The organism is Mesorhizobium robiniae (assembly GCF_040545535.1).
Lineage (GTDB): Bacteria > Pseudomonadota > Alphaproteobacteria > Rhizobiales > Rhizobiaceae > Mesorhizobium > Mesorhizobium robiniae.
Genome location: NZ_JBEPMC010000021.1, coordinates 27,170 through 52,330 on the forward strand (window position 1 = coordinate 27,170; position 25,161 = coordinate 52,330).

A 25,161-nucleotide genomic window follows, 5' to 3' on the forward strand; every position below is an offset into this window, starting at 1 on the left:
TTAATTGACATGATCCCCCCTCTGTAAGCACCACAGCGTGGATCCGCTTAGACGCTTGCATGCACAGAACGGTCCAAAATGTTGAGACCGCGTTGAAGCGTCTGCCCGTCGATCGTCAAAGGAGGAAGGAGCTTGATAACCTGGTGCTCGGCGCCGCATCGCTCTACCACAAGTCCATCTTCAAAGGCCCTACGGACGATTTTCTCCGCCAATTGGCCTGTATTACAATCGAGCCCGAGCATCATGCCCCTTCCGCGAACGGAAAGGTTATGATCTCCGCTACTTTGAGCAACCTGGTGAAGGCGCCCGCTCAAAATGCGTCCTGTTTCCGCAACGCCATCAGACAGCTTTTCACTAGTCCAATATTTTCGCAACGCAGCAGTCCCAGTCACTAGCGCAAGGTTGTTGCCTCTGAAAGTTCCATTGTGTTCGCCCGGCTGCCAAACGTCTATTTCAGGTTTTAGCAGCAAAAGGGACAGTGGCAGTCCACAGCCGCTGAGGGACTTCGACAAAACAATCATATCCGGAGATAAATCGGCAAACTCGAAACTGAAGAAACTACCTGTTCGTCCGCAACCCGCCTGAATGTCATCAACAATCAGGAGAATGCCGTTCGTTCTGCAAAGTCGCTCGAGCGACTGAAGCCAATTCTTGCTCGCAGTGTTGATGCCCCCCTCGCCTTGGACAGTTTCTAGAATGATGGCTGCGGGTAGGTCGACACCACTGCTTGCATCAGCAAGTAGCCTCGCCAGATATTCCGAAGTGTCGTGATCGGCTCCCCAATACCCATCGTAAGGCATGAACACTGCGCCGGCTAGAGGAAGGCCTGCTGCGTCTCGGCAGTGCCGATTACCCGTTACGGCAAGCGCGCCCAAGCTCACTCCATGAAAGCCGTTGGTGAATGAAATTATAGTTTGCCGACCAGTGGCCTTGCGTGCGAGCTTTAAAGCCGCTTCCACGGCATTGGCGCCGGTGGGGCCGGGGAACTGAAATTTGTACGCTAGGCCACGCGGATGAAGTATTGTCGCGTCAAAATTCTCCATAAACTCTCTTTTTGCAGAGGTAGCCATGTCAAGACCATGAATAATACCGCGTAATTCAAGGTATTGCCTTGCGGCATTTAGCAAATCGGGATCGTTATGGCCATAGTTGAGGACGCCCGCGCCGGAGAGAAAATCGATGAACTCGAAGCCACTCTCATCCTCGAGAATGGCTCCCGCAGCCTTCCTGAACACAACAGGATACGATCGCGAATAAGACCGCACGTTTGACTCGAGAGTTTCGAAGGCAAATAGCGAGTTGGAGGTACTCTCTTGAAGCACAATCGTTTCCTCATCTAAATGGTGGCGCCATAGCATCCCAATCGAAGCATCCCAATCGAAATTCTGATGGCTTCGCAGTTTTAGACGGTAACCTCGACTCGTGCGCCTACCAAGGATGGTAGTATCTTTCAGTCGCGACGAGAGAGAGGCGTCGACGATACGCCAGCGATCGGCAAAGGCCATGGCGATGGCTGGAACCTTGGACATGTCAGTGGTTCCAGCGATGAGCTTCGGCAGCCGCACCAGATTGTAGGCGGCGGCGCTGAGGGTGAAGCCCATCCGACGCGGTTCCGGCGGCGCAACTTGGTTTGGCGCTGACCGGCGACCGTCTTGATCCAGCCGAACGCCTCTTCAATGCGCTTACGAATACGCTGACTGACAGCATAGCCGCTATGCCGGGTGGTGCGCCCGTCGATGGCCGAACTATGGCCGCTGGTGTTCTGCGCCACATGCGGCGTCACCTTCATCGAACGCAGTTCGTTGACGAAGTCCTCCGCATCGTAGGCCTTGTCGGCACCGAGCGTGATCGCCTGCGGCCGGTCGGCGCGGGGCTCGATCATGTGCAGTGCCACTCGCTCGGCATGTCCGTCGGCCAGCGTCAGGCAGGCATCGACCAAAAGGCCGTGGCGGTTCTCCATCAGCCCATGCCCGATGAAACACAGCTTGGTTTCCTTGCCCCGCACACGGACGTTATCCGCCAGGAGTTGGCGGACGAACACGGGATCGTTATCAGCCTGCGTTCGGTGGAGCGTGGGGTACAGCATTGGCGCCGGGAGCTAAAGGCGCAGAAGCGGGCGACAGTCCGCTTCGAGACGGCGCCCGGTCATCAGATGCAGATCGACTTCGGCGATACCCGTGTTTGGATCGGCGGCGAGCGGGTGCGGATCCATGTGTTTGTCGGGACGCTTGGCTATTCGCGCCGGATGCATATCCGGGCCTCGCAGAGGCAGCGCCAGGCCGACTGGTTCGAAGGGCTGGAGGGCGCATTCCTGCGGTTCGGGGGCGTTCCGGCGGAAGTCCTGATCGATAATGCGAAGGCTCTTGTCGAGCACCATGACGCGGTGACGCGCGAGGTGAGGTTTAACGCGCGGCTGCATGCCTTCGCCCGGTACTGGGGCTTCAAGCCGCGGGCCTGTGCTCCCTATCGAGCGCGCACGAAAGGGTAGGACGAACGCGGAGTCGGCTACGTCAAGAAGAACGCGATCGCCGGGCGCCGGTTTGAGAGCTGGGCGGCGTTCGAGGCGCATCTGGACCGGTGGACGCGCGAGGTCGCCGACCAGCGCGAACACGGCACGACCGGTGTCGCGCCGGTGGAACGCTTTGCCGCTGAAGCTCGTGCGCTTCGCCCGCTGGCCGGACGCGCGCCGTTCAGACAGCTGCGGGATCTGGTCCGCAAGGCTGGCGACCTGTCGCTGGATTGCCCATGGCGACACGCTCTTGTTGCTGGGGCCTCCGGGAACGGTGCTGTGAGCCTTGGTCGCGAGGCGATCCGGCAGAATTACAATGTTCAATTCGTCACTGCGGCCACGCTGGTGGCGATGTTGGCAAAAGCCCATGACGACGGCTCGCTCGACAAGCAGTTGACGATCTTATCACGTCCAAAATTGCTGATCATCGACGAGCTCGGCTATCTTCCCTTCGAGGCCAATGCCGCTCACCTGTTCTTCCAACTGGTGTCGCGCCGATACGAGAAGGGATCGATCCTGATTACCTCCAATCGTTCGGTGGGCGCGAATGGGGAACGTTTTTGGAGATCCCGTGGTGGTCACCGCGATCCTGGATCGCCTGCTTTACCATTCCGCGGTGATTACTATCCGCGGCGATAGCTACCGTCTCCACGAAAAGCGCCGGTCCGGCGCCCGAAACCAACGAAACAGCAACCCAGTGAAGGCGGTCAGTTCCTGATGTCGCCAAAGGGGCCAATTCCTCGTGTCGCTTGACAAAGCCGGATCGTTCCCGTGGACGACGGGCAAGGCGATCTCGTTAGCAGGCACGATCCTGGGACGAACTCTCCTAAGATCGTTCAACAGATTGAGACGCCTTGCGCTACTGACCTCATCATGCGGCGGCCTAACGTCGAAGTCTGTGAGCACCACCTTCTCGCAGTCACTCCCGATCCGGCCTGATTAGTAGAGCAAACGCACAGGGGCCAAATCAAAACCCCTCGAAAAGCCCACGATATAAGAATCATATCATAATAACTCAAGTATATTTCTCATACGAAAAGCCAACGTAAATTTTACTTAACGAGATTTACAATAGAATTATAGTTCTATAATTCCGTTGTTGACCGCCTTTATAGCGGCAACCGTCCTGCTGGCGACATCAAGTTTTCGCATTACGTTTTTTATGTGAAAGTTTACAGTGTTATCAGATATATCTAGAATTTTCCCTATCTCCCACGACGTTTTTCCTCGTGCTACCCACGAAATACATTCCTTTTCTCTTGGAGAGAGGCCAAAAGGGCCCTTGGCGCAACTCGAAAGCACGAACTCGGCGATCCTCAGATGGAAGTATAAGGCAACAAGTTCCAAGTAGGTGACTGCTATATTCCGGAAATCCTGGTCATATACTTGCGCAAAACTTACAACTGCAAAGCTGCCATCGGGGCGGTGCAATGGAATGCTGATGCCTGACCTTAGGCCGAACGTCGCAGCCTCGTCGAAAACGCGTCGTTCGTCTTCAGTCGTACTTGCATCGTTGTACACCTCGCTCCAACGAAAGGTGCCTGCCCGCTTTCGGCTCGTCTTAATAATGGGGTCTATCTTGTCGTAGCCCATCTCGAAATAGCGCTCCTGCCATTCGTCAGGATAATTCAGCATGGCCACAGGATCGCACTTGACGGGCTTCAAAAATCTTTGGTTGCCAGTAAGATAGCTATATGCAATCCACGGGCAATCAAACTTCAGGGCAAAAGCACATACTAGGTCGAACAACTTCTCGGGTTGAGCAACACCATCAGCCTGGTCGAGAAATCGGCCGAACTCGACGGCAAATGCATCTTTGGCTGCCGCTCGCAAATTCGTCGAGGGGACTAAAGAAAACTGGTCGGAAACGCCGATTTCCAGCCTTCGAAGCTGAGAGACTGCAGTCATCCGCGGGCTCGCCATAGTCTCTGCTCTGCAGCCACTTGCGCCTGGTGCGCCAATCTGCCGGTTTAAGGCGCCGTCTTCGCAGACGGACAGCGCTGAAGCTCTACCCCACCCTCGCGTTGCATAAAGTTATTTTGTGTAAAAGTTATTTTTCAAAAGCTTTTGTGAGCGTAGAGAAATTGCAAAAAAGCTTGGATGTAAGATATTATTCCAGTTGGACACCTTCTGTAATCGGTCAACGACCTCCTCGGCGGTTTCAGCGGTCCTCGTCGTCTGCGGGTTTCACGCTTCTGTTCGTGGTCACCGCTGTGGGTGCCACATTCTGGGCGCTTCGATGGTGGGTTTGAATGCTGCCAGCGCGAACGCGTAATCTTTGGATCGCAAGGTGTCCAACGCATTCATTCTGGCCCACACGCTCTCCGCATTCTCACGACGAGCGTAGCTATTCATGTATGCGCCATCATCGAAAACATGGACCATGAATACGCTCACATGCAGCGCTTGCAGGCGTTGTAGATCCCACTCCTTCATTCCTACAAGCGTCGTGAAAATCCGGATGCCATGGCCTCTGGCGTAAGCGTGCTCGACCATTTCGGTGCAATCCGGATTGAACCAAGGCTCGGAGTACCGGAAAAACCAATGTCGACGGAAGTTGGTACGCGCGCCAGACATCCCTTGAAATCTTCAAGCCGAAGACGGTTCGCATGAGAGACTGCTCTTTGCCGATGGGCGAACTTGTCCTGCGGGCAACAGGAACATCCGACGATGCAACCTGTGGTCGTCGTTATTTCCAAAATCCTGCCGCCTGGGACGACAGAGATCATCGGATATGAATCCACTTTTCCGGTGCTCTTGGCCACTCTCTAATTGCTAACAGAAAAAGTCCACTCGGATAGAACGTTGCTTCAGCCACCAACAGATATTGTATCATCGCCCCTGCGATATCGGTCTGTACAAGATTCATCCTGCAATACTCAAAATAATATTGTCCACAAACTTGGGATTATTCAGCAAAAATCCATCGATCAAAACATTTCCGCATAACTCCGTCAACGTCGCGATGGTTGATCATCCGCCGACTCCCTCGGTTGCCGGGCGGCCCTCGAAAGAAAGCATCGGCAGGACGGCGCAATCGCAATCTGTCGAGCGTCAGCCGCTGCGGAAGGTATAGCTGTAGCCGTTGACCGCCGGCGCGCCGCCGAGATGCGCGTAGAGGACCCTCGATCCCTCTGGAAAGAAGCCTTTCTGAATGAGATCAATCATCCCTTGCATCGATTTTCCCTCATAGACGGGATCGGTAATTATCCCCTCGAGCCGCGCGCACAGGCGGATGGCCTCCTTGGTTTCTTCGGACGGAATGCCATAACACGGGTACGCATACTCCTCGAACAGCACCACGTCGTCTTCGACGATTTCCGTTTCGAGATCGACGAGCTTCGCTGTATGTTGGGCAATGTTTAGCACCTGCGCCTTGGTTTTGGTGGGGGTGGCAGAGGCATCGACACCGATCACGTTGCACTGTCGACCGTCCTCGGCGAATCCGACGAGCATGCCGGCATGCGTTGAGCCTGTGACCGTGCAAACAACGATGTAGTCGAAGGCAAAGCCAAGCTGTTTCTCCTGGGCGCGCACCTCTTCCGCGAACCCCACATAGCCGAGGCCGCCCTTTTCGTGAACAGACGCCCCGGCGGGTATCGCATAGGGTCTGCCGCCCCTTGCCTTGACCTCATAGAGCGCTTTTTCCCAACTGCGGCGGATGCCGATGTCAAAGCCCTCGTCGACCAGGCGCAGCTCTGCTCCCATGATGCGGCTCAAAAGAATGTTGCCGACCCGATCGTAGACGGCATCCTCATGTGGAACCCAGCTCTCCTGAACCAGGAGGCATTTCATGCCGATCTTGGCGGCGACCGCGGCGACCATCCGCGTGTGGTTTGACTGCACGCCGCCGATGGAGACCAACGTATCGGCATTTGACGCGATGGCGTCGGGGATGATGTATTCGAGCTTGCGCAGCTTGTTTCCGCCAAATGCGAGACCGGAATTGCAGTCCTCGCGTTTGGCGTAGATTTCCACCTTGTCGCCTAGATGCTTGCCAAGGCGGTCGAGCTTCTCGATGGGCGTTGGTCCAAAGGTGAGCGGATAGCGTTCGAATTTTTTCAGCATTTTCTCTCCGGCAACTCGTGATTGAGCTAAAATTAGCTTGCACGGTCATTCTAAAGGCATGTTTGATTTGAGGTTTAGCTGCCTTCCTCCAACGTTCCAGAAGAGGCCCCCATCATTAGTTCCAGCGCCATTTCGTCATCGAGACGAAGCGCCCGCAGGGCGGCGTCCTGCAACAAAGCTACTATGCCTATGGCACCGAAAAGCTGCATTTCCCGAATTAAATAGAATGACCGGAGTGCGGTCGCCATCGATGTATCAAGCCTGTATTCCTTGCAAGTTCCGCTCAATATTCAAGGTTGATCAAAAGTATCCTGAGCGCAGACCTTGTCATGACAAATCAAGGCAGCAGCAGCGATATGGCTAGCATTTGATGGAGTAAATCTGCAGATTCATTCGTCACCTCGTCATGGTCTGACGGCTGGGACCCAACCTCCTTGCAACTGCCGACATGCTCAGCCATTCGGCCATTTCTGCTAGCACAGCCGGACCGCCAGATCAGAAAGAGCACGCTACCGAAATAGCCTACCTGGAGGAGCAGCCAACAAGCCAGCGTTGTGACGACAACTGCGCGGATGGAATGAGAAGCCACGTAGACGGTCAGAGCGTTGCCGCACAGGACCAGCCACAGGACGCGATAAAAGATTCTAAGGGGCAACGCCGTTCTCCTGGTTTGTGCGCCATATCATGCAGCGACCTTGTCGGCCGCGACATGGGTCTGGCAGTTCTTCGGGCAGACGCGGGCGCAGGCTCCGCAGCCGATGCAGCGGCCTTCATGGTCGACGACCATGATCATGCGATTGAGCTCGCCGTCGAAGTCGTCGTCGTCCTCGCCGTCACAGGCGCCGAGGATTTCACCCGCGTCGTCGACGCCGTAGAGGTGCATGATCTCGCGCGAGCAGACCTTGAAGCAGCGGCCGCAGCCGATGCAGGTCGTGCCATCGATAGCGGTGAGATACTCCGGCATCCATTTGGAGCCGTCGCGGGTGACGAAAGCGCTGCTCATCGCGCATTCTCCAGTGCAGCGAGGTCCTTCTTGGCTGCGTCCCACTCAGCAAACACGGTGAACGTTTTCTCGGCAACCGCCTTGATCTCAGTCCAGTTGACCGGGAGGTCCTCGGCAAGGTCGTGCAATTCCATCTTCGCTGTGCCCGCACGGGACTGCAGCTTGCGAACTTTCTTCCGCAACGCCTCAAGGTCTGACATTGATCGTTCCTCGCAAATTGGTTTCATCATGCCCGCGCCACGTCGGGACAGGCTTCAGTGGCTGCGGTCGCATCGTCGACCAGTTTCGTACCGGCCTCGGCGAGTTGCCGGAACGTCTCGAAGCCGAACTGATGCAGGTCTGGGCAGAACGACCAACTGCCCGCCCCTGAAAAGCACGCGCCCGAAGGCCTGACTGGTTTCATCTCCACGATTGGCGATGTCACCGGGCGGAAACGCTCCGCGATCGCAAGCCCGACAGCGGTGTAAAACATATCGAGCCTCCACAGCACGTCCGGATCGGAATAGCCCATGCCAGGGAACACATGGCGCTTTTTTCTGGTGACGATGAAGTCGGCCAGCAGCGTGGCGTCCGATCTGCCTTCCCATAAGCAGTAGGATTCCTGAGAACGGATCAGCCGCACGAGGCATTTGACGAACGGGGCGGCAAGGGCCGCCACGTCCTCGTTGGCAGCGGGGCTAACCGCGGCATCAGACATTTCATATCTCCTCAATTTCTGTCCTCTTCCGCGAAGAACTCTTTCTTTTTTCGAAGACGGTTGCCTCGGGCACACTTGCGCAGCCGACGCCCGGCTCGGGGCGGCCAATTCCATGGAATTGATGCCTCGGTGGCCGAGCTTGGTCGTGTCTTCGACTGCAAGGCCTTCCACGCGGATCCGCGTCGAGCATCCCTTCCACCGTGATGCGGCCACAGGTCACCGCAAGATTCGAGCCTCGACCCCGCTGCAAACAATCCATCCGGTGCTGCACGGGGCCTGCTTGCGGCCACGCCAGGGAAATGGACGAATTGGCCAGTGAACATCCCGACCATCCTCCTTTTTATGGACTCTTCTCGCGCGGCCGCGCTTTGGCACCTCCGGGAAGCTTGTTTTGCGGAGCCGCACAGAGAGCGCCGTAACAAACCTTGCCACCCCTGTAGTTGGCCAGGGCCTGCAGGAGATCCGGTAGAAGGTGCTCTTTCAGTTCGTCCGGGATAGGCTCCGGACCGTCCAGCGACGTCAGTGCCAGTTCGACCAACTCGATCGCGCGATCGTTGTTGCCGTTCTCGTGATAGTACCGGGCGACTGCCGGATAAGACTGGGACTTAGGGCTGTCGCCGTGCGGAGGATTCAGTGCCAGGATGTGTTCGGACAGCTCCTTGCCCATCGCGAAGCGTTCAGCAGGGGGAAGGCGCGAATGGTCATTGGCCGGATGGAAAAGTTGGTCTAGCGCCGAAACCATCCAATCCTCGGAGTTTTTGTCGATCGCGTCGCGAACCAATTGGCGTATGACGGGCAAGCCGGTCCACATGTCTTGGATTTTGTGCAGCAACAGATGCGCATGAGCCAGGCGGAAATTGATGTCGTCCGGCATCAAGGCGATGCCCTCTTCGATTGCCCAGAGCGCCGTCTTCCAATCTTCCAACTTCACCGCCGCCCAGAATCTGTCATCGATCGGCTTTTTCAACGCTTGCTCGCGCGCCATAGGTTCGCTTGTGGCGAGCCGCTCCGTATCGGCGGCTTTAGCTTTATCGCTGGTGCGCCAGCTGCCGTTCAGCACTTCCGGCAAAACCTCATCGAGTTGGCTCGGATGACCGATAAAAGCGATGTGGCCGTCTCGGTCGACCACGAACGAGGTCGGAATCCCGACGGAAAAGCTGGGTTCCCTCCAAAGCTTCTTCATTTCGCCTGTGAAGTCGAACCCGATCCGATAGTTCAGATTCGAGCACTTGTCGGTCAACCATGCGTCCAACTTGCTTCGGGCCTCAACTTCCGTTGGAGCGTCTTCATCCGCCGCTATCCCGACGACCTCAAGTCCGCTGTCCTTGTATATTTCCTGGAACAGCATCAGTTGGAGCATCTCCGTCGAACATGGTCCGCACCAAGTTGCCCAAAATTCAACGACATACACTTTGCCGGACTGGAAGTTCGCAAGGGGCTCGCCACGCAGCCAGTTCTCCACTTTGATCGAAGGAGCCGGTGACTCCATCCGCAATACCATCTTGCTCTCCAAAGCTGTTGCCGCAGGTTTCACCACCTAATGCCCGAGCTTGTTTCCCTCTTAGAGAGGGGCACAAGGGTTCAAAGAAAGGAGAGCTATCGTCTCGCGCATATGCATGCAGTCAGCCTTCACTCAGTGTTACCACATCACAATCTGCAACAGTCAATTAGCAAAGGCCGTGCCAGCGCGCACAGCGCGCGTTAAGCGCATGATTTCGCATTGAAAAACCTTCACAGCGTCCAAGATGGCCGGTTGTAGCGAACCTGACATGTTGTCTGTCGCTGTCAGGTTTTGGACAAGCACCCCGCGTCGCGGTCAGAAAAGTGTGGCTACGGACGACGCAACATATAATTTGGGTTAAGGGACAAGCAGAAGGCCATGATGACTGTCTTGGCAACCATCAGGATCGTCATCATCCTCTACTAACGCCACCTCGCTTGAGCTTCTTGCCGTTCCGGTCCGGAGGCGGTAGCGGACCTCGCCACTTGCAAGGGGCCGCTTCATCCGTGCCCCTCCTGCGCCGCCTCCCCCGCTTGCGATTGAATTCCTGGCTGGCGGCATAGGAGTTCTTTACGACGAAGCCGGTTCAACTGCGGCTCGTGAATACCGAATCGTCAGATCTGACGACCATGATCGGGGCGAAAAGATCAGGATGAGAGCCGGCATGTGCCTGCCGGTGAACTCTGCGGGAATCCTGCTTTGTGTCTATCTTCTGTATTCCCGGTGCTCAGGTGCAACGGGAATTCATGGTGGGAATGTAAGCGTTGGCGAAATTGACAACCCAAAGACCGCTCTGTCGCCAAGCGGGGTCGGGCCCGACCGACCGAAAACGAAGATGCCGCCGTCCGCACTAACCCGGGCTACCATCCTAGGCGATGACATGGGATTGATGCCATCGTTCGCGCCGACGCCGGCAAGAGCCCGACCGTCCCGACTCGAAGGTCGGTGCCTTGGCCACTGCACGGTCGTTGCGGTGTTCAGCTCCCGGCCAGTGATGAGGGAAATCGTGATAACGCCAATACGATGCGGCTAAGGTCCGAACGCGGCCTGCCGCGCTGAAACGACTCTCTTTCTCGACCTGACGTCGACCTGCGAAGCGGTGGTTTTGAGCGCATTGAGGCGCCTGTACCTGTGCGCGGCCGTTGGTCTGCGCGTCACCGGTCATCTCGGGCGTGCAGAAACCCCGAGCGCGCTCGAGACGTCCGGGATGTTCTTCGCGATGGCGCGTGCAAATTCGCTCGAGGAGCTTCGCGAAACCTGCGTGTTTGCCGCGATCTTTCTGCGACTTGGCGTCAGGATACATAACGCAGGGGAGTAGAGCTTCGAACAGCATGCTGCACCTTGGGAACCCGTCAACGAGCCAAAAACAGCGGCAATGGCGGCTTGCGAACGATCCATCTCGTCACGCCACCGAAGAGCCGCTCGCGCAGCCGACGGCTGCCGTACGCGCCCATGACAATCATGTCGGCAGACGTGTCGATTGCGTGCTGCGCGAGCACTGTGGCCACCGGTTTGCCGGCACTCGCTAGCCGGTCAACCGACACCCGAGCACCGTGCCGAGTGAGATAGGCAGCAATGTCGGCTCCCGGCTCGTCGCCGCTACAGGTCGCCTCCGGATCGACGAGGGCGACACGAACTTCCTCTGCACCGGATAGCAGATCCAGCGCTTCCCGAACCGCACGGGACGCCTCGGCTCGCGCATCCCATCCGACCAGCACGCGCCGTGGCGACAGAGTAGCCTCAGAGCCGTTCGGCACGACAAGCACCGGCCTTCCGGTGTCAAACAAGCTGCCGTCGATAACTAAAGGTCCGAGACTAATGTCGTTGAGAAGTGCGGGGCCGACGATTGTCAGGTCGGTACAGAGCGCGCGCTGTCGCACCGCCTCACCGACGCTGGCCCGATCGCAGTTGGCAATATCGACATCATAGCACCGCCACGTGGCTCTCAGCAGTTTATGAATTTCCCTGGATGTTTTTTCCAGACTGGCCATGTCCTGGGAAAATGTCTCGATTTGCCTGTAGCGTTTTTCCAGTCTGGCAATGGCCCTTGCGTGTTGTTCAGGCCATTCGGGGATGCCATCGCATGGCGGCGGAGGCGACATAACGAGCCGAGGAGGCGACATAATCAGAACGGACAGATATGCGCCGACCTCGGCGCACAAGCCGGCAGCTGTTCTGACATCCCGATCGGAGTGGTCAGCTCCCATTACACTGAGTAGGCTTTTGAAGGCCATCTGACTGCCTCTCCCTGAGTTTGTCGTGCCCGCAGGCGCGTTTCGAAGCCGCAAGACTTACCCTGGCCAGGACGCAGACGGGAGTGGCACCCACCCCTGCCCTGTTTAGTCGTCCGGCTTCTCGAGCGAGTAGCCGGCCGACCTGACGGTGCGAATGATGCTGCCTGGCGAAGCCGCCTTCAGCGCCTTTCTGATCCGGCTTATATGGACGTCGACGGTGCGCGCACCGATATGGATATTGTCCGGCCAGGCCGCGTCGATCAGCTCGTCTCGGCTGAAGACCTTGCCTGGAGTCTCAAGAAACTGCCGCAGCAGATTGAACTCGAGAGGTCCGAGATGGATGTCGTGGCCATTGCCGCGAACCCGGTAGGCATCGAGCTTCATCTCGAGCCCGCCGCAGCGGAGCCAACTGCCGTTTTCAATTCCGTTTGAACCTGGCTTCGGCAGCGCCAGCTTCGTCCGCAGACAGTCAAGCAGCGTGGCCGGCGCGATCGGCCGCACAAAGCTCTCGTCAATGCCTGCCTTCAACAGATCAAGGTGCTGGTTCTCGGCACCTGGCGCGATCAGGGCAATAACGGGCAGATCGCCGGTCCGTGGCTCGCCCTTGAGCCGGGCACAAATTGTGGAGCCTGTCGCGCTTGTTGGCCCGCAGTCCAGCACGACCGCCTGGAGCTCCCGATCATCGGCCAATGCGAGAGCGTCGTCCACGCCGCCTGCCGGCTCACTTGTGAAGCCGTCCACCCCCAGGATGTGGCTGAGGAACAGATACAACTCCGCATCTTGCGAACAGATCAAGACCAGTGGCTTCATCAGCGCTACCCCAAGAACCAAATCGGCCTCGACCGCCTCGGTGGAGTGGGCTGGCCATTGCCTGTCCTCAGAACCTGACATGATCCCCTTGCTTGAAAATCGGTTCCATCACGCCCGTGCCACCTCGGGATAGGTTTCAAGGGCTGCGGTCGCATCGCCGGCCAGTTTCGTACCGGCCGCCGCGAGTTTCCATAACGTCTCGAAGCCGAACCGGTGGACGTCGCGCAGGGTCTTCGACAGAACGACCAACCGCCCGGACGTCAAAACGACGCGCCCGAAACCCTCATGGCTCATCTCCATCATCGGCGATGCCATCAAGCCGGAGCGCTCCTCGATGGTTAGCCCGACGGCGGCGTAAAACATGTTGAGCCGCCACAGCACGTCCGGATCGGGATCGCCGATGATCGGGATCGCACGGAGCTGTTGCTTGGTGACGATGAAGTCGCCCAGCAGCTCGGCATCCGGTTTGCCTTCCCATGACCCGTAGGAATCCTGAGCACGGATCAGCCGCACGAGGCATTTGACGAACGGGGTGGCAAGGGCCGCCTCGTCCTCGGCGACAGCAAGGCTAACCGCGGCATCCATTTCGCGTTCTCCTCATTTCAGTCCTCTCAGTCCTCGTCCTCGAACGACGGTTTCTTTTCGGCGACGCCTGCCTCCGCCAGCACCTTGCGCAACCAGGGGGGAGGACATGTCCTCAGCATCATCTGCGTGCGCAACAGCACCTCCTGGATGGTCTGGGGCTTCGGCACTTTGATTGGGTGGATTTTTGCCGAAACAACCCTGGCTGCCGACGGTCCGCCGATAGCCAGACAAAACAGGAGATGACAGCCCCTCAGCGCCTCGACTTTCGGGGTGATGCGATCATCGCCGTCAGTCCGATGCTTCCCGCTCTCATCGGAAACATCATCGAAGGCCACGGCTTCCACGAGACCCCACTCCTCGCGCGTGACATCGTAGACAGCAAAGCGCCTGGCCGACCCGAAATGGGCGTTGAGGCTCTTCATGTCTTGCGTGGCGATCGCGACGCGCAAGGCGCCGGCTTGCCGTTCCGGCACCGATGCGTGGACTTCGTCAGTGACGAGTGAGAGGCGACGAACGGAGCTCATCTGGCATGTCTCGCTTACGGAGTGGATCAAGCGCCTCAGGTGTCGGCGCGTGGCGGTTGGCCTGGAAGATGTTGGCAACCTCGAAGATCAGGTCCCGAGTCCCCTGATAGAGGATTGTGAGCTTGTGCTGGCTGCCGAGCCGGTCGAAGATCGGGAAGCCGACGTGCATGAGCGGGATGCCAAGGCGCTGCGCCGCCTGGCGGCCGTGGGAATGAGTAACGAGAAGATCAGCGTCGGCGCCAAGCGCTTCCAAATCGCCGAGATCGCCGACTTGAACCGACTCCGCCGGTATTTTCTGCAGAATTTTCGACATGTCGGTCGTGACGACCGCCGCCGCGATGTCGGAGCCCATGTCGGTGAAGAAGGTTGCGAGTTGGTAGAGTTGGTCTGGTTCAGCAGCGATCGCAATTTTCTTGCCTCCGAAATGGAAATGTCCGTCGAGCAACGCGTCCTGCAATTGCGCCCGGCGACGGCGCACCCCGGCCGGCACCGCCACGCCTGAAATCGCAGCCATCAGTGAGACGAACCGGTCGGCGCCCCGCAATCCCGTCAGCGACTGGAACAGCACGTATGGCATGCCGGTCACCCTCTGCAGCACCTCCGCCGGGCGCCGCATATGCTCCCCGATGACGATGCATTGCGCGGCCGTGCCAAGCTCACGGATATCCTCGACGCTGGTGCCGCCATAGGTGGTCGTGATCCAGCGGTCGGGCACCGTGCCGTCGAGCGAGCCGGAGATGTCGGGCAGGATCACCGGCTTGAGCCCAAAGCTTTCAACCATCTCGCGCAAATGCTCGATGTCAGCCACAGTGAGGTGCCAGCCGGGCAGGATTGCAATCTTCTTTGATTGCCGCGCCTGCTGGCCTGGCCGTGTAATCCCTTCGATCATCGCGGTGACGGCTTTGGCCCAGCCCTCTTCGATCGCGCCGTCGAAATCCGGCGTGTTGGCCAGTACCACCTCCGTACCCGCGATGTCTTCCGCGCGCTTCAGCTTGATGGTGGCGATTTCTCCAGCACAGTCTTCGCCACGGGTTTCCACGAGCGCCGTCGTGCAGACCCCGATCAGCGTTGGCTTTGTACGGGCCTTGAGGTTGAGGATCGCTTCTTCCAGACGGTCCGCCCCGCCGAGGATGGTCGCCACCTCGTCCATCGCCGTTGTCTGCAAGGGGATGGCTTCCTTGAAATGCCGCACGAAAAGCACGAGCGCGAGGCTGGTGCAGCCCTGGCTGCCGTGGAACAACGGCATCGCACCATCGACCCCAAGAAAGGCCAAGGCGGCGCCGAGCGGCTGCGACGACTTCAGCGGATTGACCGCCGCTGCTTTGGTCTGGGGAAGGATGCGGACCATCGGCTTTCCTCAACACGCGCCGAAGTCGACGGCTGTCGCGCCGGCGAATTTCTTGAAAGCCTGGACAGTCGCGGTCGCGCTCTTTGTGCTCGACAGTTCGTCCTTTACCGCAGGCGGGCGATCCCACGGTGCGGGCTCACGCACCTGGCGCCAGATCGGGTTATGAATGGCGAGGTCGATCTGGCGCACGAGTTCCACCATGCCGTCATAGCCGGCATAAGGGTGTTGGCGCTCCTGGTTGATGTCGAGCCAGGGTGTCTTGGCTTTCAGCGCGATGAATTGCGTGCGCCCGCCCGAGAGCATGATATCGGCCTTGTGTTCTGACAGCATGGCGTAAAGCTCGCGCGCTGCCATCTGCTCGAACATGTGGTTGTCGTCCTTGAGTATCTGCTTGATGCGTTCCTTGTCTTTGGCCGTGGATTTCTTGACCGAGGTGCCGACGATCTCGATGCCGATTTCCATCAGCGCATGGACGAGCGACCAGGACTTCACACCGCCGGTGTTGAGCAGCACGCGCTTGCCTTGGAGCCGCGGCCGGTAGGCTGCGAGCTTCTTCCACGCAATCCCCTCCTCCTGTGCGATCAGCGTCTCTGTGCGGTCAAGGATCTCTGGATCCGCTCCCTTCTTCACGAGCAGCGCAGAGATCCGCCGGAGCGCTTCGGAGGTCTCGGTTATGCCGTAGAAGGAGCCCTCGAAGAATGGGATCTCCCAGCGCTCCTCCATCTTGCGGGCGAGATTGATGAGCGCGCTCGAGCACACCATCATCGCCGCCCGTGCGCGGTGCGCGCAGGCAACGTCGAGATAGCGCGCGTCGCCCGGAATGCAGGCGCGCACCCTGATGCCGAGCCGGTCAAGGAGCGGCTTCACCAGCCAGAACTCGCCCGCGAGATTGAATTCGCCAAGGATATTGATGTCGTAGGGTCCGGCATCGTCGGGCTCCACCGTGCCGATGACATGATCGAGCAACGCCTCGCCGGCAAGCTTGTTGCCAAGATTCTTGGAGCCGACGAAGCCTGGTGCATCGACCGGGACAACGGCCAAGCCGAATTTTTCCGCTGCGCGCTTGCAGACCGCCTCGATGTCCTCGCCGATCAGCGCCGTCACGCAGGTCGAATAGACGAAGATCGCCGGCGGCCCATACGCTTCCTTGATCTCGCGGATCGCTTTGAAAAGCTTTCGCTCTCCCTGCCCCATCACCACGTCGAGTTCGGTAAGGTCCGTCGTGAAGCTCGTGCGCCACAGCGTTGGCCCGGACGAAGCCGCACCGCGATTGTCCCAGGAATTGCCCTCGCAGGCGAGCGGCGCATGGATCAGATGCGCGACGTCGGTGATCGGTTGCAGCACAATCTTGGCGCCGTCAAAGGCGCAGCCGCCAGCCGCCGCGCCGGGGGTCAGCGGCTTCGAACAGCCCTCTTTGCGCGCCTTGGCATCCTTGCCGCGGTTCCTATCACAGGCGGGCTCGTTGAAGACATCCTGGATTTTGGCACTGAGCGAGGACACTGCGTATGTCTCCAAAGTCCATTGGGGGGACGGACGGCGGCGGCGGAAAGCCGGCCGCCAACCTTAGCGGGTGAGGTCATAAGAATAGTCCGTCACGCCCGTCTCGCTTGTCTCGCGATCAAGCTTGTCGAAGATCTTGTCGAGGATCGTCGTCAGTACACGCAAGCCGCCTTGGTAGCCCATGAGCGCAAAGCGATGGTGATGGTGCCGGTCGAAGATCGGGAACATCAGCCGGATCAGCGGCGTGCCGGTGTCGCGCTCCAGGTACTTGCCATGGGAATTGCCGATCAGCAGATCCACCGGTTCTGTGAAGAGCAGCGAGCGCATCGCCCAGAGGTCCTTGCCCGCCCAGACCTGAGCATCCTTGCCGAAGGGCGATGATGCAAGCAGTTGCTTCAACTCGGATTCCCATGCCGAGGTGCCGTTGGTGGCGAGGCAATGCGTCGGCTCGCCGCCGGTCTCCATGACGAAGCGGGCCATGGCGTAGACAAAATCCGGATCGCCGTAGATCGCGTACTTCTTGCCGTGCAGCCAGGATTGGCTGTCCGCCATGGCGTCGACAAGTCGGCCGCGCTCCAGGCGGATTGTCTCGGGGATTTCCTTGCCGGAAATCGCCGAGACCTTCATCAGCAATTCGTCGGTCGCCTGGACGCCGAGCGGGTAGTGAAACGAGGCCGTAGCCTGCCCGACCTCCTCACAATATTCAAGCGTTTTTCGAGTGTTGTAATGCTGGAGCGAAAGTGTCGCTTCGGCGTTGAGGGCCTTCTTCACGTCTTCGATCTTCGTGCCGCCGTCGTACATGCGGTATTCGCCGTCCGACGGCGTGTCGAACTGGTCAGAGGCGTCCTGAATGAAGGTATAGGACACGTCCATCACATCGAGCAGGCGCTTGAGTTCCCGGTTGTTGCCAACGCAAAAGCCGTCGAAACCCGGAATGATGTTGATGGTTCCACCTTCTTCGGTTCGCTCCGCGCCTTTCCAGAAGTGTTCCAGAATGCCCTTGACCGTGCCGTCATAGCCGTCGACATGGCTGCCGACGAAGGCCGGCGTGTGGGCGAAGGGCACGTCGAAGTCGCGCGGGACCGAGCCTTCGTCCCTGGCGTTCTCGATGAAGCTGTGCAGGTCGTCGCCAATGACCTCGGCCATGCAAGTGGTCGAGACGGCGATCATCTTCGGGTCATAGAGCTTATACGTGTTGGCCAGCCCGTCGACCATGTTCTTCAGGCCGCCGAACACTGCCGCGTCCTCCGTCATAGAGGACGAAACCGCCGAAGCGGGCTCCTTGAAATGGCGCGACAGGTGCGAGCGGTAATAGGCCACGCAGCCCTGGCTGCCGTGGACGAAGGACATGGTTCGCTCGAAGCCCGCGGCCGCGAACACTGCGCCGAGCGGCTGGCAGGCCTTGGCGGGGTTCACGACAAGCGCTTCGCGGGCGAGGTTCTTTTCGCGGTATTCCCATGTCTTGGTGAATTCGCGTTGATCGGTAACGACCTGGTCGGGGTGCGGACACTCGAAATTCAGCTTCTTCTCGGCGAGCATCTGCCTGTATTCCGGCTCGCGGAACAGCGGAGCATGGTCAAGAACTTTTTCAGCCGACTGCGGCATGGTCGTTACCTCTTTTCCATCTGGCCGCGCCATAGGGCGGCACAGGGACAATCAAGACATTTTCAGGTCTCCCGCGGACACAGGGCCGCAGGCGTTCGCCGCCTCCCGGCCTCCGGGAGGCCAGGTTCTATTCGGCTGCGATTGCCGCCGACGGCTCGGGTTTGTTCTTCCAGGGGGCGTCGTAGAGGTCCCAGACCGGGTTGTTGATGGCCAGATCCATGTCGCGGGCGAAGATGGCGAAGCCGTCATAGCCGTGATACGGGCCGGAATAGTCCCAGGAATGCATTTGACGGAACGGTATGCCCATCTTCTGCACCGGGTATTTTTCCTTGATGCCGGAGCCAACGAGATCAGGGCGGATCCCCTCGATGAACTTCTCCAGCTCGTAACCGGTCACGTCGTCATAGATCAGCGTGCCCTTCTTCACGTAATGGCCGGTGCGCTGATAATCGTCGCTATGGCCAAATTCGTAGCCGGTGCCGACGATCACCATGCCCAGGTCCTCATAGGCCGTGACGACGTGACGGGGGCGCAGCCCGCCGACATAGAGCATCACCGTCCTGCCTTCCAGGCGCGGCCGGTACTTGGCGATGACCGCATCGACCAGGGGCCGGTATTTGGCGATGGCCGCCTCGGCCTTGTCTTCGATTTCCGGCCCGAAATGCTTGGCTATCTTGCGCAGAGAGGCTTCGGTCTGGGAGGGCCCGAAGAAATTGTACTCCATCCAGTCGATGCCATACTTTTCCTCCATGTGCCGGCAGATGTAGTTCATCGACCTGTAGCAATGGATGAGGTTGAGCTTGGCCTTCGGCGCGCGTTCTATCTCGGCGAGCGTGGCGTCGCCCGACCAGTTGCCGACCACGCGCAGGCCCATCTCCTCGAGTAGGATGCGCGAAGCCCAGGCGTCGCCGCCGATATTGTAGTCGCCGATCACATTGACGTCGAATGGGCCGGCCTCGAACTCGACGTCCTTCTTCTCGAAGACCCAATCGCGGATCGCATCGTTGGCGATGTGGTGGCCGAGTGATTGCGAAACGCCGCGGAAACCCTCGCAGCGCACCGGCACGATCGTCTTTTCGTGCTCTTTGGCCTTATTGCGGGACACCGCTTCGGTGTCGTCGCCGATCAGGCCAATCGGGCATTCGGATTGCACGCTCATGCCCTTGTTCAGCGGAAACAGTTCCTCAATCTCGTCGATGATCTGTTCCAGCTTCTTGTCTCCGCCGAAGACAATGTCCTTCTCCTGGAAGTCGGAGGTGAACTGCATTGTGCCGAACGTGTTGATGCCCGTCGTACCGACGTAGTAGTTGCGCCGCTGCGACCAGGAATATTGCCCGCAGCCGACCGGACCGTGCGAGATATGGACCATATCCTTGACTGGCCCCCAGACCACGCCCTTAGAGCCGGCATAGGCGCAGCCGCGAATGGTCATCACGCCAGGAATCGACTTGATGTTCGATTTGACGTCGCATTCGGAAACGACCTCGCCTTCCTCGCCAGCCTCGTCTCCGCTCCTTGCGACGCTGAGGTGCTTTTTGCGGCGCTTGGCCGCCTTGTCAGGATATTGCGACAGCACCTCCTCGATAAGCTTCGCATGCAGAGCACCGTCATTTTCGTATTCGAGGCTCATGGGACCCCTTTCAAGGTTCGCATGACGCCTCACGGACGAGGCGCCGTTGTTCGGAAGGCGCGCCAGCTCAAGGCCACGCCTCATGTTGGCTTGACAGCCGTCGTTACTGCGCGGCCGCCTTCGGCGTTTCCTTGGCCTGAAGCTCGGCAAGCATCTGCTCCTCGGTCTTCATGATGCCGAAGTCGAGCAGCATGTCCTCGAGCTCCTCCATGGTGATCGGGGTCGGGATGGTGCCCTGGCCCGAATTGACATGGATCTTCTCGGCCAGTGCGCGGTATTCCCCAGCCTGCTTGCAGTCCGGCGCATACTGGATCACCGACATCTTCCTGAGTTCGGCGTGCTGGACGATGTTGTCGCGGGGCACGAAGTGGATGAGCTTGGAATTGAGCCTGGAAGCCAGCGCCTCGGCGAGGTCGAGCTCGCGGTCGGTCTGGCGCTCGTTGCAGATCAGGCCACCAAGCCGCACGCCGCCCGAATGGGCGTATTTCAGGATGCCCTTGGCGATGTTGTTGGCGGCGTAGAGCGCCATCATCTCGCCCGACATGACGATGTAGATTTCCTGGGCCTTGTTCTCGCGGATCGGCATCGCGAAACCGCCGCACACCACATCCCCGAGCACGTCATAGGAGACATAGTCGACATCGTCATAGGCGCCGTTCTCCTCGAGGAAGTTGATCGAGGTGATGACGCCGCGCCCCGCGCAGCCGACACCCGGCTCGGGACCGCCGGACTCCACGCACTTGATGCCTTTATAGCCAATCTTGAGCACGTCCTGGAGTTCGAGGTCTTCCACCGAACCTTCCTGTGCCGCCAGGTGCAGGACCGTATCCTGGGCCTTCGCATTCAGGATCAGGCGGGTGGAGTCGGCTTTAGGGTCGCAGCCGACGATGAGAATCTTCTGCCCGAGGTCGACAAGTGCGGCGAGTGTATTTTGGGAGGTGGTGGATTTGCCGATGCCGCCCTTGCCGTAAAAGGCAATCTGACGCAGACGTGCCATGTAGCTTTCCTTCCTTCGTTCCTATCAATCGCGGCTGCCCGCAACATGAATGCCGGTCGGCAGCTTTCGCCGCCTCGCACCAAAGGGTTTCAAGACTCATGCCAATTTGGCTGACCGAGTCGAAGAATAGATTTCATGATTGCTTTTCAGCTGTTTAGCGTGAGGCGAAACAAGAGATGGGCTAAACAAGCCCCTGTGTAGCGGACCCGACAAAGGCGACAGGACGCGTCGGATGCCGTAACTTGCGACGCTGCTGACCTCGCCGGAGCCGGCCCTCTTCCCCGCGGAACCCCTGTTTTTTGTGCGAAGCGGGGATCCCGCAGCGAAATGGACTTTAAGTCATTGCGTTATCAAATTGAAATAATTACCATATTTTATCTGCGCATGCGGCTATGTATAGGGTTCTGTGTAAATTTCGTGTCGAAATTACCGCAGTTTCCATAGCCGAAGGGCCTGAGGACCTGACAAAATAGGGGGCAAAGGACCCCGGCAGGAACCAAAGGGTTCCGCTTTTGGGGCAGAGGCTCCGACCGTTGTCCGGCTAGTCGGCTAGATAACCACTCATCGCAAAGCATGCACGGAAACATGCCCCTCACGATCGTCGCGGCTAGGGCGGATGACGATTTCGACATCGCGGTTTTGCAGCGTAAGACAACCCATAAGCCGTTCGACGGAAAATCCATCGAGGCGATAATTTACCAGCGCCGACACTTTGGATTGTGGAATGCCGAGTAACGTCGCTATCGCGACCTGGCGCAGCTTACGCGCCTTGACGATCTCGTTAAGGGCGAGAGCAAGACGCGTCTTGGTCTGCCGGTCGACAGCATCGGGTAGCCCAAGATCAGCAAAGACGTTACCCGTCCCCTGTTCCATATCGATTGTCATATCCGTCCGACCTCATCATTTTGTTTCGTAGTCTTCCCGCGCCCGCTTCAATCGCTGAGGCATAGCAGAGATTGCTATAGCTCACTATTTGTGCAAGGATGAGCTATAGAAAGGTGCCCTATAACTCATGGCATGGAATTGGGAGCAGGCCGACTGGCCGCATTTTACCTACGATAAGAATATATTGGAACCGCTGGAAAGCGAGTTCCTGCTGCGATCAGGCGAGTTCCTGGGCGTCTTTCGGCACGTCGGTTCCGACGAGCGCGACCAGATCCGCATCGATCTCATCAGCGAAGAGGCATTGAAGACATCCGCGATTGAGGGGGAGTATCTCAACCGCGAGAGTCTGCAATCATCCTTGCGCCAGCAACTTGGATTGGGCAGCGAGACAAGGCGCATTCCCCCTGCCGAGCGCGGCATCGCGGAAATGATGGCTGATGTGTATTTGCATTTTGCCGATGTGCTCTCGCATCGCACCCTCTACGCTTGGCACAAGATGGTGATGTCGGGTGAGCGGCGTATCGAGACCATCGGCAACTATCGCCAGCATGCCGCCGCCATGCAGATCGTTTCCAATCGGCTGGATAAGCCCAAAGTGCATTTCGAAGCGCCGCCGTCGGCGCGGGTGAGAACTGAAATGGACGCCTTCGCCGCTTGGTTCAACGATACCTCACCCAAAGGCAAGACACCGCTCCCGGCATTGACGCGTGCCGGTATCGCGCACCTTTATTTCGAGAGCATCCACCCGTTCGAGGATGGCAACGGCCGCATAGGGCGTGCCCTTTGTGAAAAGGCGCTGGCGCAAAGCCTGGGTGAGCCAACTCTCATCGCTTTGGCGTACACGATCGAGCGCCACCGCAAGGCCTATTACGATAGCCTGGAGGCCAACAACAAGAGCAACGCGATTACCAATTGGCTGCTCTACTTCGCCAACACGATCCTTGAAGCCCAGCGCGTAACCCTCGCCCGTGTTGAATTCTCCGTCGCCAAGGCTAAGTTTTATGAACGTTACCGGGATCAGCTCAACGAGCGACAGGAAAAGGTCATTGCCCGGATGTTCCGCGAAGGCATCGACGGCTTCAAAGGAGGGCTCAGCGCCGAAAACTATGTCGCCATCACACAGGCATCGCGCGCGACGGCGACAAGAGATATGCAGGACCTCGTTGCCAAGGGTGCACTGACAAGAACCGGCGAACGGCGACACACCCGCTACGCGCTGAACATTCTTGATGGCCGCGCGTAAACCACAACAGAGCAAGAAGAAGCAGCCTGCTTGCCCGAGATTTGAGGGGTGGCGCCTGCAACCCGGCAGGGGCGGCCCTCGTCCCCTCGCCGACCTCGCGATTAAAGCATTCGGCCGACACCTTCGGTTTGCCAATTGATGCCCTGTGACGCTCTAGAAACGACTCCGACCGGTCCGGCGGCAGCCACGGCCTTGCCGGTGGCGCACGCCTGGAGGACATCAGACTGGGACAACGTCTGCGTAGAAACCCTTTTCAGGCACAAAGTCCATCAGGCCCTCATGCGACCGCGAAACATAGCTTCGCGCACCGGGACAGGGCTGACGCCGAGAATTGTCGAGATCTTGCGAGCGCTTATCGGGACGCTGTCCGATAGTACGTTCCGCGTTACATAGCTCTTCACAAAGCGATACGCACGCCTCTGCGCACGTGGCGTCACAGCCTCCTCCCGAGTGGGCGGCGGGCTGCGGTGAGGTCCTTGCGATTTTTGCTGGCGCGGACCGTCAGGACGGCGATCGTCTCCGCAGATCCGTGCATCGGCGCCGGGAATCGCACGAACTTCCGCGCATCAGTATGTCTGCCCAGCATGCTTGTCTTACCTCCACTCCGTCTATCCGGACGGACACATTTGTCATGGCTGCCGCACGAAGCGCTTCATCATCAACCGCCCTTGGGGCCAATCGGAGATCTACAATTGCCGCCCGGCGTGACAGAAGCATCGAAGCAAGACGCGTGCCGAATTAATGTACCATCTGCGTTGAACCACTCTTCGTTCCGGCGGCCCGCCCCCTCACCCTTTGGTCGGGCTTCCGACATTTTGTCCACCTTCGGACACAAGAGGTTTCATCGGACTGTTCGATAGGGTTTTCATCTTTCCCGAGCATCGAACGTTTCGCGATGGCAGCTGCCGCCGCAAGGTTGCGACAAAGCGGCGCTGGGAAAGACATCGATGGTCCAATGCAGAGGCTGTGGGTGCTGCAATCGCCGCGGCGGACTTGGGCTTCAACGTGATGTCGGCCGCCAGCCCGATGAGATCGCCATAATAGCCGGCAGGCTTTCCTTCGTGGCGGCTCCTCGTCCGCTGATCGTGGCCGCCGGCGCGGCGGCGCCGAGAACATGCCAGCCTATTTTCGAGCCGGTGCGCACGTGCGACCAAATACGGGCATCCGCGAACATTCAGCTGCGATTTGGAAATTGGCAGCATGTCGTCTCTTCACGACACGGTCGGCGGATATCCCTTCGATCTCAAAGGGAACACCTTAGAATCCGGTGATGCAGTCGCAGGTCAGCACCTTTGCTCGGTGCGCGTGAGGCAAGCGACTATGGCGCGGGGTCTTGGCGAAGGCATGGTCCTTTCTCTAAGGCAAAAAGATCGCTTTAACCCGCTGCTTTCAAGTCAGATGGCATGGCGTTTGCAGCACACACTAGAACCGACAAAGGCACAGAGAAAGCTAAGAGCAACCCATGGCCAACAGGCGACGTTCCAGACAAGCGCCTGAGGGGACCGGGCCCATTCCGGTTAAACATCGGCACGTCATCCTCTCCAGACATCCGTGCTCGGTAGCTGTTCCCCGCACATCTGGCCCGACGCCAACATCCAAACGCAGGGCGCTCGCCCAATTGCTGCTTGTCGGTCCTTATCAGCAGATAAATGCCGAAGAACTGCATCAAAGGGTCATGCATGCCTATGCCCGCGTGCCACTGGCCAACACGCCGGAACAGTTCCGTGAAGCGAGGCTCTTGCGCGACGTCACAGTTGAGGCGTCACACGCCTATTTCGACAACGACACTTCCGATCACCCCTGTTTCTTCCTCGCGCACAAGCAGGGGTCATCGATATCGCCTCCAGCGCCGTCGCCTTTGAAGGCCTGCTCGAGCCGTCTGAAGGCACCCAGATCACCCATATTGACCTGGCCGTTTTGGTCACAATGACCTTGCCCCCAGTTTCTATCCAGTTTTGAGTTCGTTTCGGGCGTGGGTTGTGCCCTGCTGGGCGGGTGAAGCGACGGGCGCTGGCGCGGAGC

Annotated in this window: 25 protein-coding genes and 2 pseudogenes; 5 read left to right on the forward strand and 22 right to left on the reverse strand. The window is 58.7% G+C overall.

The window, feature by feature from the left end; translation table 11 throughout:
- Window positions 1–47: 47 nt before the first annotated feature.
- Together ectB and ABID19_RS33345 are read right to left on the reverse strand one after the other, a co-directional pair.
- Window positions 48–1,358 (reverse strand): diaminobutyrate--2-oxoglutarate transaminase, encoded by a 1,311-nt coding sequence (gene ectB, locus ABID19_RS33340; RefSeq protein ID WP_412177320.1) that lies wholly within the window; start codon window positions 1,356–1,358, stop codon window positions 48–50.
- 183 nt (window positions 1,359–1,541) lie between these two features.
- Window positions 1,542–1,999 (reverse strand): annotated as a pseudogene (locus tag ABID19_RS33345) (transposase); the annotation flags it as partial.
- Window positions 2,000–2,002: 3 nt separating this feature from the next.
- Between ABID19_RS33345 and istA the strand changes: the two are divergent.
- The 3 genes and pseudogenes from istA to ABID19_RS34455 all read left to right on the forward strand — a co-directional run.
- Window positions 2,003–2,815: pseudogene (gene istA, locus ABID19_RS33350) on the forward strand (IS21 family transposase); the annotation flags it as partial.
- Window positions 2,789–3,148: an ATP-binding protein gene (locus ABID19_RS33355; protein ID WP_412177321.1), complete on the forward strand. Its 360-nt coding sequence runs from the start codon at window positions 2,789–2,791 to the stop codon at window positions 3,146–3,148. The pseudogene istA and the gene ABID19_RS33355, both read left to right, overlap by 27 nt.
- Complete coding sequence (locus ABID19_RS34455; RefSeq protein ID WP_412177319.1) at window positions 3,084–3,227, forward strand: ATP-binding protein; 144 nt, start codon at window positions 3,084–3,086, stop codon at window positions 3,225–3,227. The genes ABID19_RS33355 and ABID19_RS34455 overlap by 65 nt, the downstream gene beginning before the upstream one ends.
- A 359-nt stretch (window positions 3,228–3,586) precedes the next feature.
- Here the strand turns inward: ABID19_RS34455 and ABID19_RS33360 are convergent, their stop codons facing one another.
- The 19 genes from ABID19_RS33360 to ABID19_RS33450 all read right to left on the reverse strand — a co-directional run bounded on the left by ABID19_RS33360 (window position 3,587) and on the right by ABID19_RS33450 (window position 21,896).
- Entirely contained in the window at window positions 3,587–4,417 is an 831-nt protein-coding gene (locus tag ABID19_RS33360) for a LuxR family transcriptional regulator (protein ID WP_263807187.1), read from the reverse strand.
- 297 nt (window positions 4,418–4,714) lie between these two features.
- On the reverse strand, window positions 4,715–5,005 hold the full coding sequence (locus ABID19_RS33365) for a hypothetical protein (RefSeq protein WP_263807188.1): 291 nt from the start codon (window positions 5,003–5,005) through the stop codon (window positions 4,715–4,717).
- Window positions 5,006–5,563: 558 nt separating this feature from the next.
- Complete coding sequence (locus ABID19_RS33370; RefSeq protein ID WP_263807189.1) at window positions 5,564–6,577, reverse strand: 1-aminocyclopropane-1-carboxylate deaminase; 1,014 nt, start codon at window positions 6,575–6,577, stop codon at window positions 5,564–5,566.
- A 74-nt stretch (window positions 6,578–6,651) separates the two neighbouring features.
- A complete protein-coding gene (locus tag ABID19_RS33375) occupies window positions 6,652–6,825 on the reverse strand; it encodes a hypothetical protein (protein ID WP_263807190.1) in 174 nt (57 codons plus the stop codon).
- Window positions 6,826–6,914: 89 nt separating this feature from the next.
- Entirely contained in the window at window positions 6,915–7,166 is a 252-nt protein-coding gene (locus ABID19_RS33380) for an exopolysaccharide production repressor protein (protein ID WP_412177317.1), read from the reverse strand.
- Between the two features lie 93 nt (window positions 7,167–7,259).
- Window positions 7,260–7,580, reverse strand: a complete 321-nt coding sequence (gene fdxB / locus ABID19_RS33385; RefSeq protein WP_263807136.1) for a ferredoxin III, nif-specific — start codon at window positions 7,578–7,580, stop codon at window positions 7,260–7,262.
- Complete coding sequence (locus tag ABID19_RS33390; protein WP_263807137.1) at window positions 7,577–7,780, reverse strand: CCE_0567 family metalloprotein; 204 nt, start codon at window positions 7,778–7,780, stop codon at window positions 7,577–7,579. Before ABID19_RS33390 ends, fdxB begins: the two co-directional genes overlap by 4 nt.
- Window positions 7,781–7,806: 26 nt before the next feature.
- On the reverse strand, window positions 7,807–8,277 hold the full coding sequence (locus ABID19_RS33395) for a DUF269 domain-containing protein (protein ID WP_263807138.1): 471 nt from the start codon (window positions 8,275–8,277) through the stop codon (window positions 7,807–7,809).
- A gap of 340 nt (window positions 8,278–8,617) precedes the next feature.
- Entirely contained in the window at window positions 8,618–9,778 is a 1,161-nt protein-coding gene (locus ABID19_RS33400) for a TlpA disulfide reductase family protein (protein WP_263807139.1), read from the reverse strand.
- A gap of 1,352 nt (window positions 9,779–11,130) precedes the next feature.
- Window positions 11,131–12,012: a universal stress protein gene (locus ABID19_RS33405; protein ID WP_263807140.1), complete on the reverse strand. Its 882-nt coding sequence runs from the start codon at window positions 12,010–12,012 to the stop codon at window positions 11,131–11,133.
- A gap of 105 nt (window positions 12,013–12,117) precedes the next feature.
- Entirely contained in the window at window positions 12,118–12,903 is a 786-nt protein-coding gene (locus tag ABID19_RS33410; protein ID WP_263791871.1) for a response regulator transcription factor, read from the reverse strand.
- 27 nt (window positions 12,904–12,930) lie between these two features.
- Window positions 12,931–13,407 (reverse strand): NifX-associated nitrogen fixation protein, encoded by a 477-nt coding sequence (locus ABID19_RS33415; protein WP_006199553.1) that lies wholly within the window; start codon window positions 13,405–13,407, stop codon window positions 12,931–12,933.
- Between the two features lie 26 nt (window positions 13,408–13,433).
- A complete protein-coding gene (gene nifX, locus ABID19_RS33420) occupies window positions 13,434–13,931 on the reverse strand; it encodes a nitrogen fixation protein NifX (RefSeq protein WP_263807141.1) in 498 nt (165 codons plus the stop codon).
- Complete coding sequence (gene nifN, locus ABID19_RS33425) at window positions 13,897–15,279, reverse strand: nitrogenase iron-molybdenum cofactor biosynthesis protein NifN (protein WP_263807142.1); 1,383 nt, start codon at window positions 15,277–15,279, stop codon at window positions 13,897–13,899. Before nifN ends, nifX begins: the two co-directional genes overlap by 35 nt.
- Window positions 15,280–15,288: 9 nt before the next feature.
- A complete protein-coding gene (nifE, locus tag ABID19_RS33430; RefSeq protein ID WP_263807143.1) occupies window positions 15,289–16,779 on the reverse strand; it encodes a nitrogenase iron-molybdenum cofactor biosynthesis protein NifE in 1,491 nt (496 codons plus the stop codon).
- Window positions 16,780–16,842: 63 nt separating this feature from the next.
- Window positions 16,843–18,384 carry a nitrogenase molybdenum-iron protein subunit beta gene (gene nifK, locus ABID19_RS33435; RefSeq protein ID WP_263807144.1) on the reverse strand — a complete coding sequence of 514 codons (1,542 nt, stop codon included), beginning with the start codon at window positions 18,382–18,384 and terminating at the stop codon, window positions 16,843–16,845.
- Between the two features lie 127 nt (window positions 18,385–18,511).
- Window positions 18,512–20,014 (reverse strand): nitrogenase molybdenum-iron protein alpha chain, encoded by a 1,503-nt coding sequence (nifD, locus tag ABID19_RS33440; RefSeq protein WP_263807145.1) that lies wholly within the window; start codon window positions 20,012–20,014, stop codon window positions 18,512–18,514.
- Between the two features lie 103 nt (window positions 20,015–20,117).
- On the reverse strand, window positions 20,118–21,011 hold the full coding sequence (gene nifH, locus ABID19_RS33445; RefSeq protein ID WP_006199559.1) for a nitrogenase iron protein: 894 nt from the start codon (window positions 21,009–21,011) through the stop codon (window positions 20,118–20,120).
- Window positions 21,012–21,572: 561 nt separating this feature from the next.
- On the reverse strand, window positions 21,573–21,896 hold the full coding sequence (locus ABID19_RS33450) for a helix-turn-helix domain-containing protein (RefSeq protein WP_263807146.1): 324 nt from the start codon (window positions 21,894–21,896) through the stop codon (window positions 21,573–21,575).
- A gap of 127 nt (window positions 21,897–22,023) precedes the next feature.
- Between ABID19_RS33450 and ABID19_RS33455 the strand changes: the two genes are divergently transcribed.
- Window positions 22,024–23,139, forward strand: a complete 1,116-nt coding sequence (locus tag ABID19_RS33455) for a Fic family protein (RefSeq protein WP_263807147.1) — start codon at window positions 22,024–22,026, stop codon at window positions 23,137–23,139.
- Window positions 23,140–24,339: 1,200 nt separating this feature from the next.
- On the forward strand, window positions 24,340–24,636 hold the full coding sequence (locus tag ABID19_RS33460) for a hypothetical protein (protein WP_263807148.1): 297 nt from the start codon (window positions 24,340–24,342) through the stop codon (window positions 24,634–24,636).
- Window positions 24,637–24,933: 297 nt separating this feature from the next.
- Here ABID19_RS33460 and ABID19_RS33465 read toward each other — a convergent pair.
- Window positions 24,934–25,161, reverse strand: a 228-nt coding sequence (locus tag ABID19_RS33465) for a hypothetical protein (RefSeq protein ID WP_354494756.1), incomplete at its 5' end; no start/stop codon positions are given.

What these genes read in the sequence shown, in the direction of transcription:
- ABID19_RS33410 (WP_263791871.1), bottom strand. Translation starts at nt 12,903, where the DNA reads ATGTCAGGTTCTGAGGACAGGCAATGGCCAGCCCACTCCACCGAGGCG.
- ABID19_RS33370 (WP_263807189.1), bottom strand. Translation starts at nt 6,577, where the DNA reads ATGCTGAAAAAATTCGAACGCTATCCGCTCACCTTTGGACCAACGCCC.
- nifN (WP_263807142.1), bottom strand. Translation starts at nt 15,279, where the DNA reads ATGGTCCGCATCCTTCCCCAGACCAAAGCAGCGGCGGTCAATCCGCTG.
- nifD (WP_263807145.1), bottom strand. Translation starts at nt 20,014, where the DNA reads ATGAGCCTCGAATACGAAAATGACGGTGCTCTGCATGCGAAGCTTATC.
- fdxB (WP_263807136.1), bottom strand. Translation starts at nt 7,580, where the DNA reads ATGAGCAGCGCTTTCGTCACCCGCGACGGCTCCAAATGGATGCCGGAG.
- ABID19_RS33405 (WP_263807140.1), bottom strand. Translation starts at nt 12,012, where the DNA reads ATGGCCTTCAAAAGCCTACTCAGTGTAATGGGAGCTGACCACTCCGAT.
- ectB (WP_412177320.1), bottom strand. Translation starts at nt 1,358, where the DNA reads ATGCTATGGCGCCACCATTTAGATGAGGAAACGATTGTGCTTCAAGAG.
- ABID19_RS33455 (WP_263807147.1), top strand. Translation starts at nt 22,024, where the DNA reads ATGGCATGGAATTGGGAGCAGGCCGACTGGCCGCATTTTACCTACGAT.
- ABID19_RS33450 (WP_263807146.1), bottom strand. Translation starts at nt 21,896, where the DNA reads ATGACAATCGATATGGAACAGGGGACGGGTAACGTCTTTGCTGATCTT.
- ABID19_RS33415 (WP_006199553.1), bottom strand. Translation starts at nt 13,407, where the DNA reads ATGGATGCCGCGGTTAGCCTTGCTGTCGCCGAGGACGAGGCGGCCCTT.
- ABID19_RS33375 (WP_263807190.1), bottom strand. Translation starts at nt 6,825, where the DNA reads ATGGCGACCGCACTCCGGTCATTCTATTTAATTCGGGAAATGCAGCTT.
- nifX (WP_263807141.1), bottom strand. Translation starts at nt 13,931, where the DNA reads ATGAGCTCCGTTCGTCGCCTCTCACTCGTCACTGACGAAGTCCACGCA.
- ABID19_RS33365 (WP_263807188.1), bottom strand. Translation starts at nt 5,005, where the DNA reads ATGGTCGAGCACGCTTACGCCAGAGGCCATGGCATCCGGATTTTCACG.
- nifH (WP_006199559.1), bottom strand. Translation starts at nt 21,011, where the DNA reads ATGGCACGTCTGCGTCAGATTGCCTTTTACGGCAAGGGCGGCATCGGC.
- ABID19_RS33390 (WP_263807137.1), bottom strand. Translation starts at nt 7,780, where the DNA reads ATGTCAGACCTTGAGGCGTTGCGGAAGAAAGTTCGCAAGCTGCAGTCC.
- ABID19_RS33460 (WP_263807148.1), top strand. Translation starts at nt 24,340, where the DNA reads ATGTCGTCTCTTCACGACACGGTCGGCGGATATCCCTTCGATCTCAAA.
- ABID19_RS33360 (WP_263807187.1), bottom strand. Translation starts at nt 4,417, where the DNA reads ATGACTGCAGTCTCTCAGCTTCGAAGGCTGGAAATCGGCGTTTCCGAC.
- ABID19_RS33395 (WP_263807138.1), bottom strand. Translation starts at nt 8,277, where the DNA reads ATGTCTGATGCCGCGGTTAGCCCCGCTGCCAACGAGGACGTGGCGGCC.
- nifK (WP_263807144.1), bottom strand. Translation starts at nt 18,384, where the DNA reads ATGCCGCAGTCGGCTGAAAAAGTTCTTGACCATGCTCCGCTGTTCCGC.
- ABID19_RS33400 (WP_263807139.1), bottom strand. Translation starts at nt 9,778, where the DNA reads ATGGTATTGCGGATGGAGTCACCGGCTCCTTCGATCAAAGTGGAGAAC.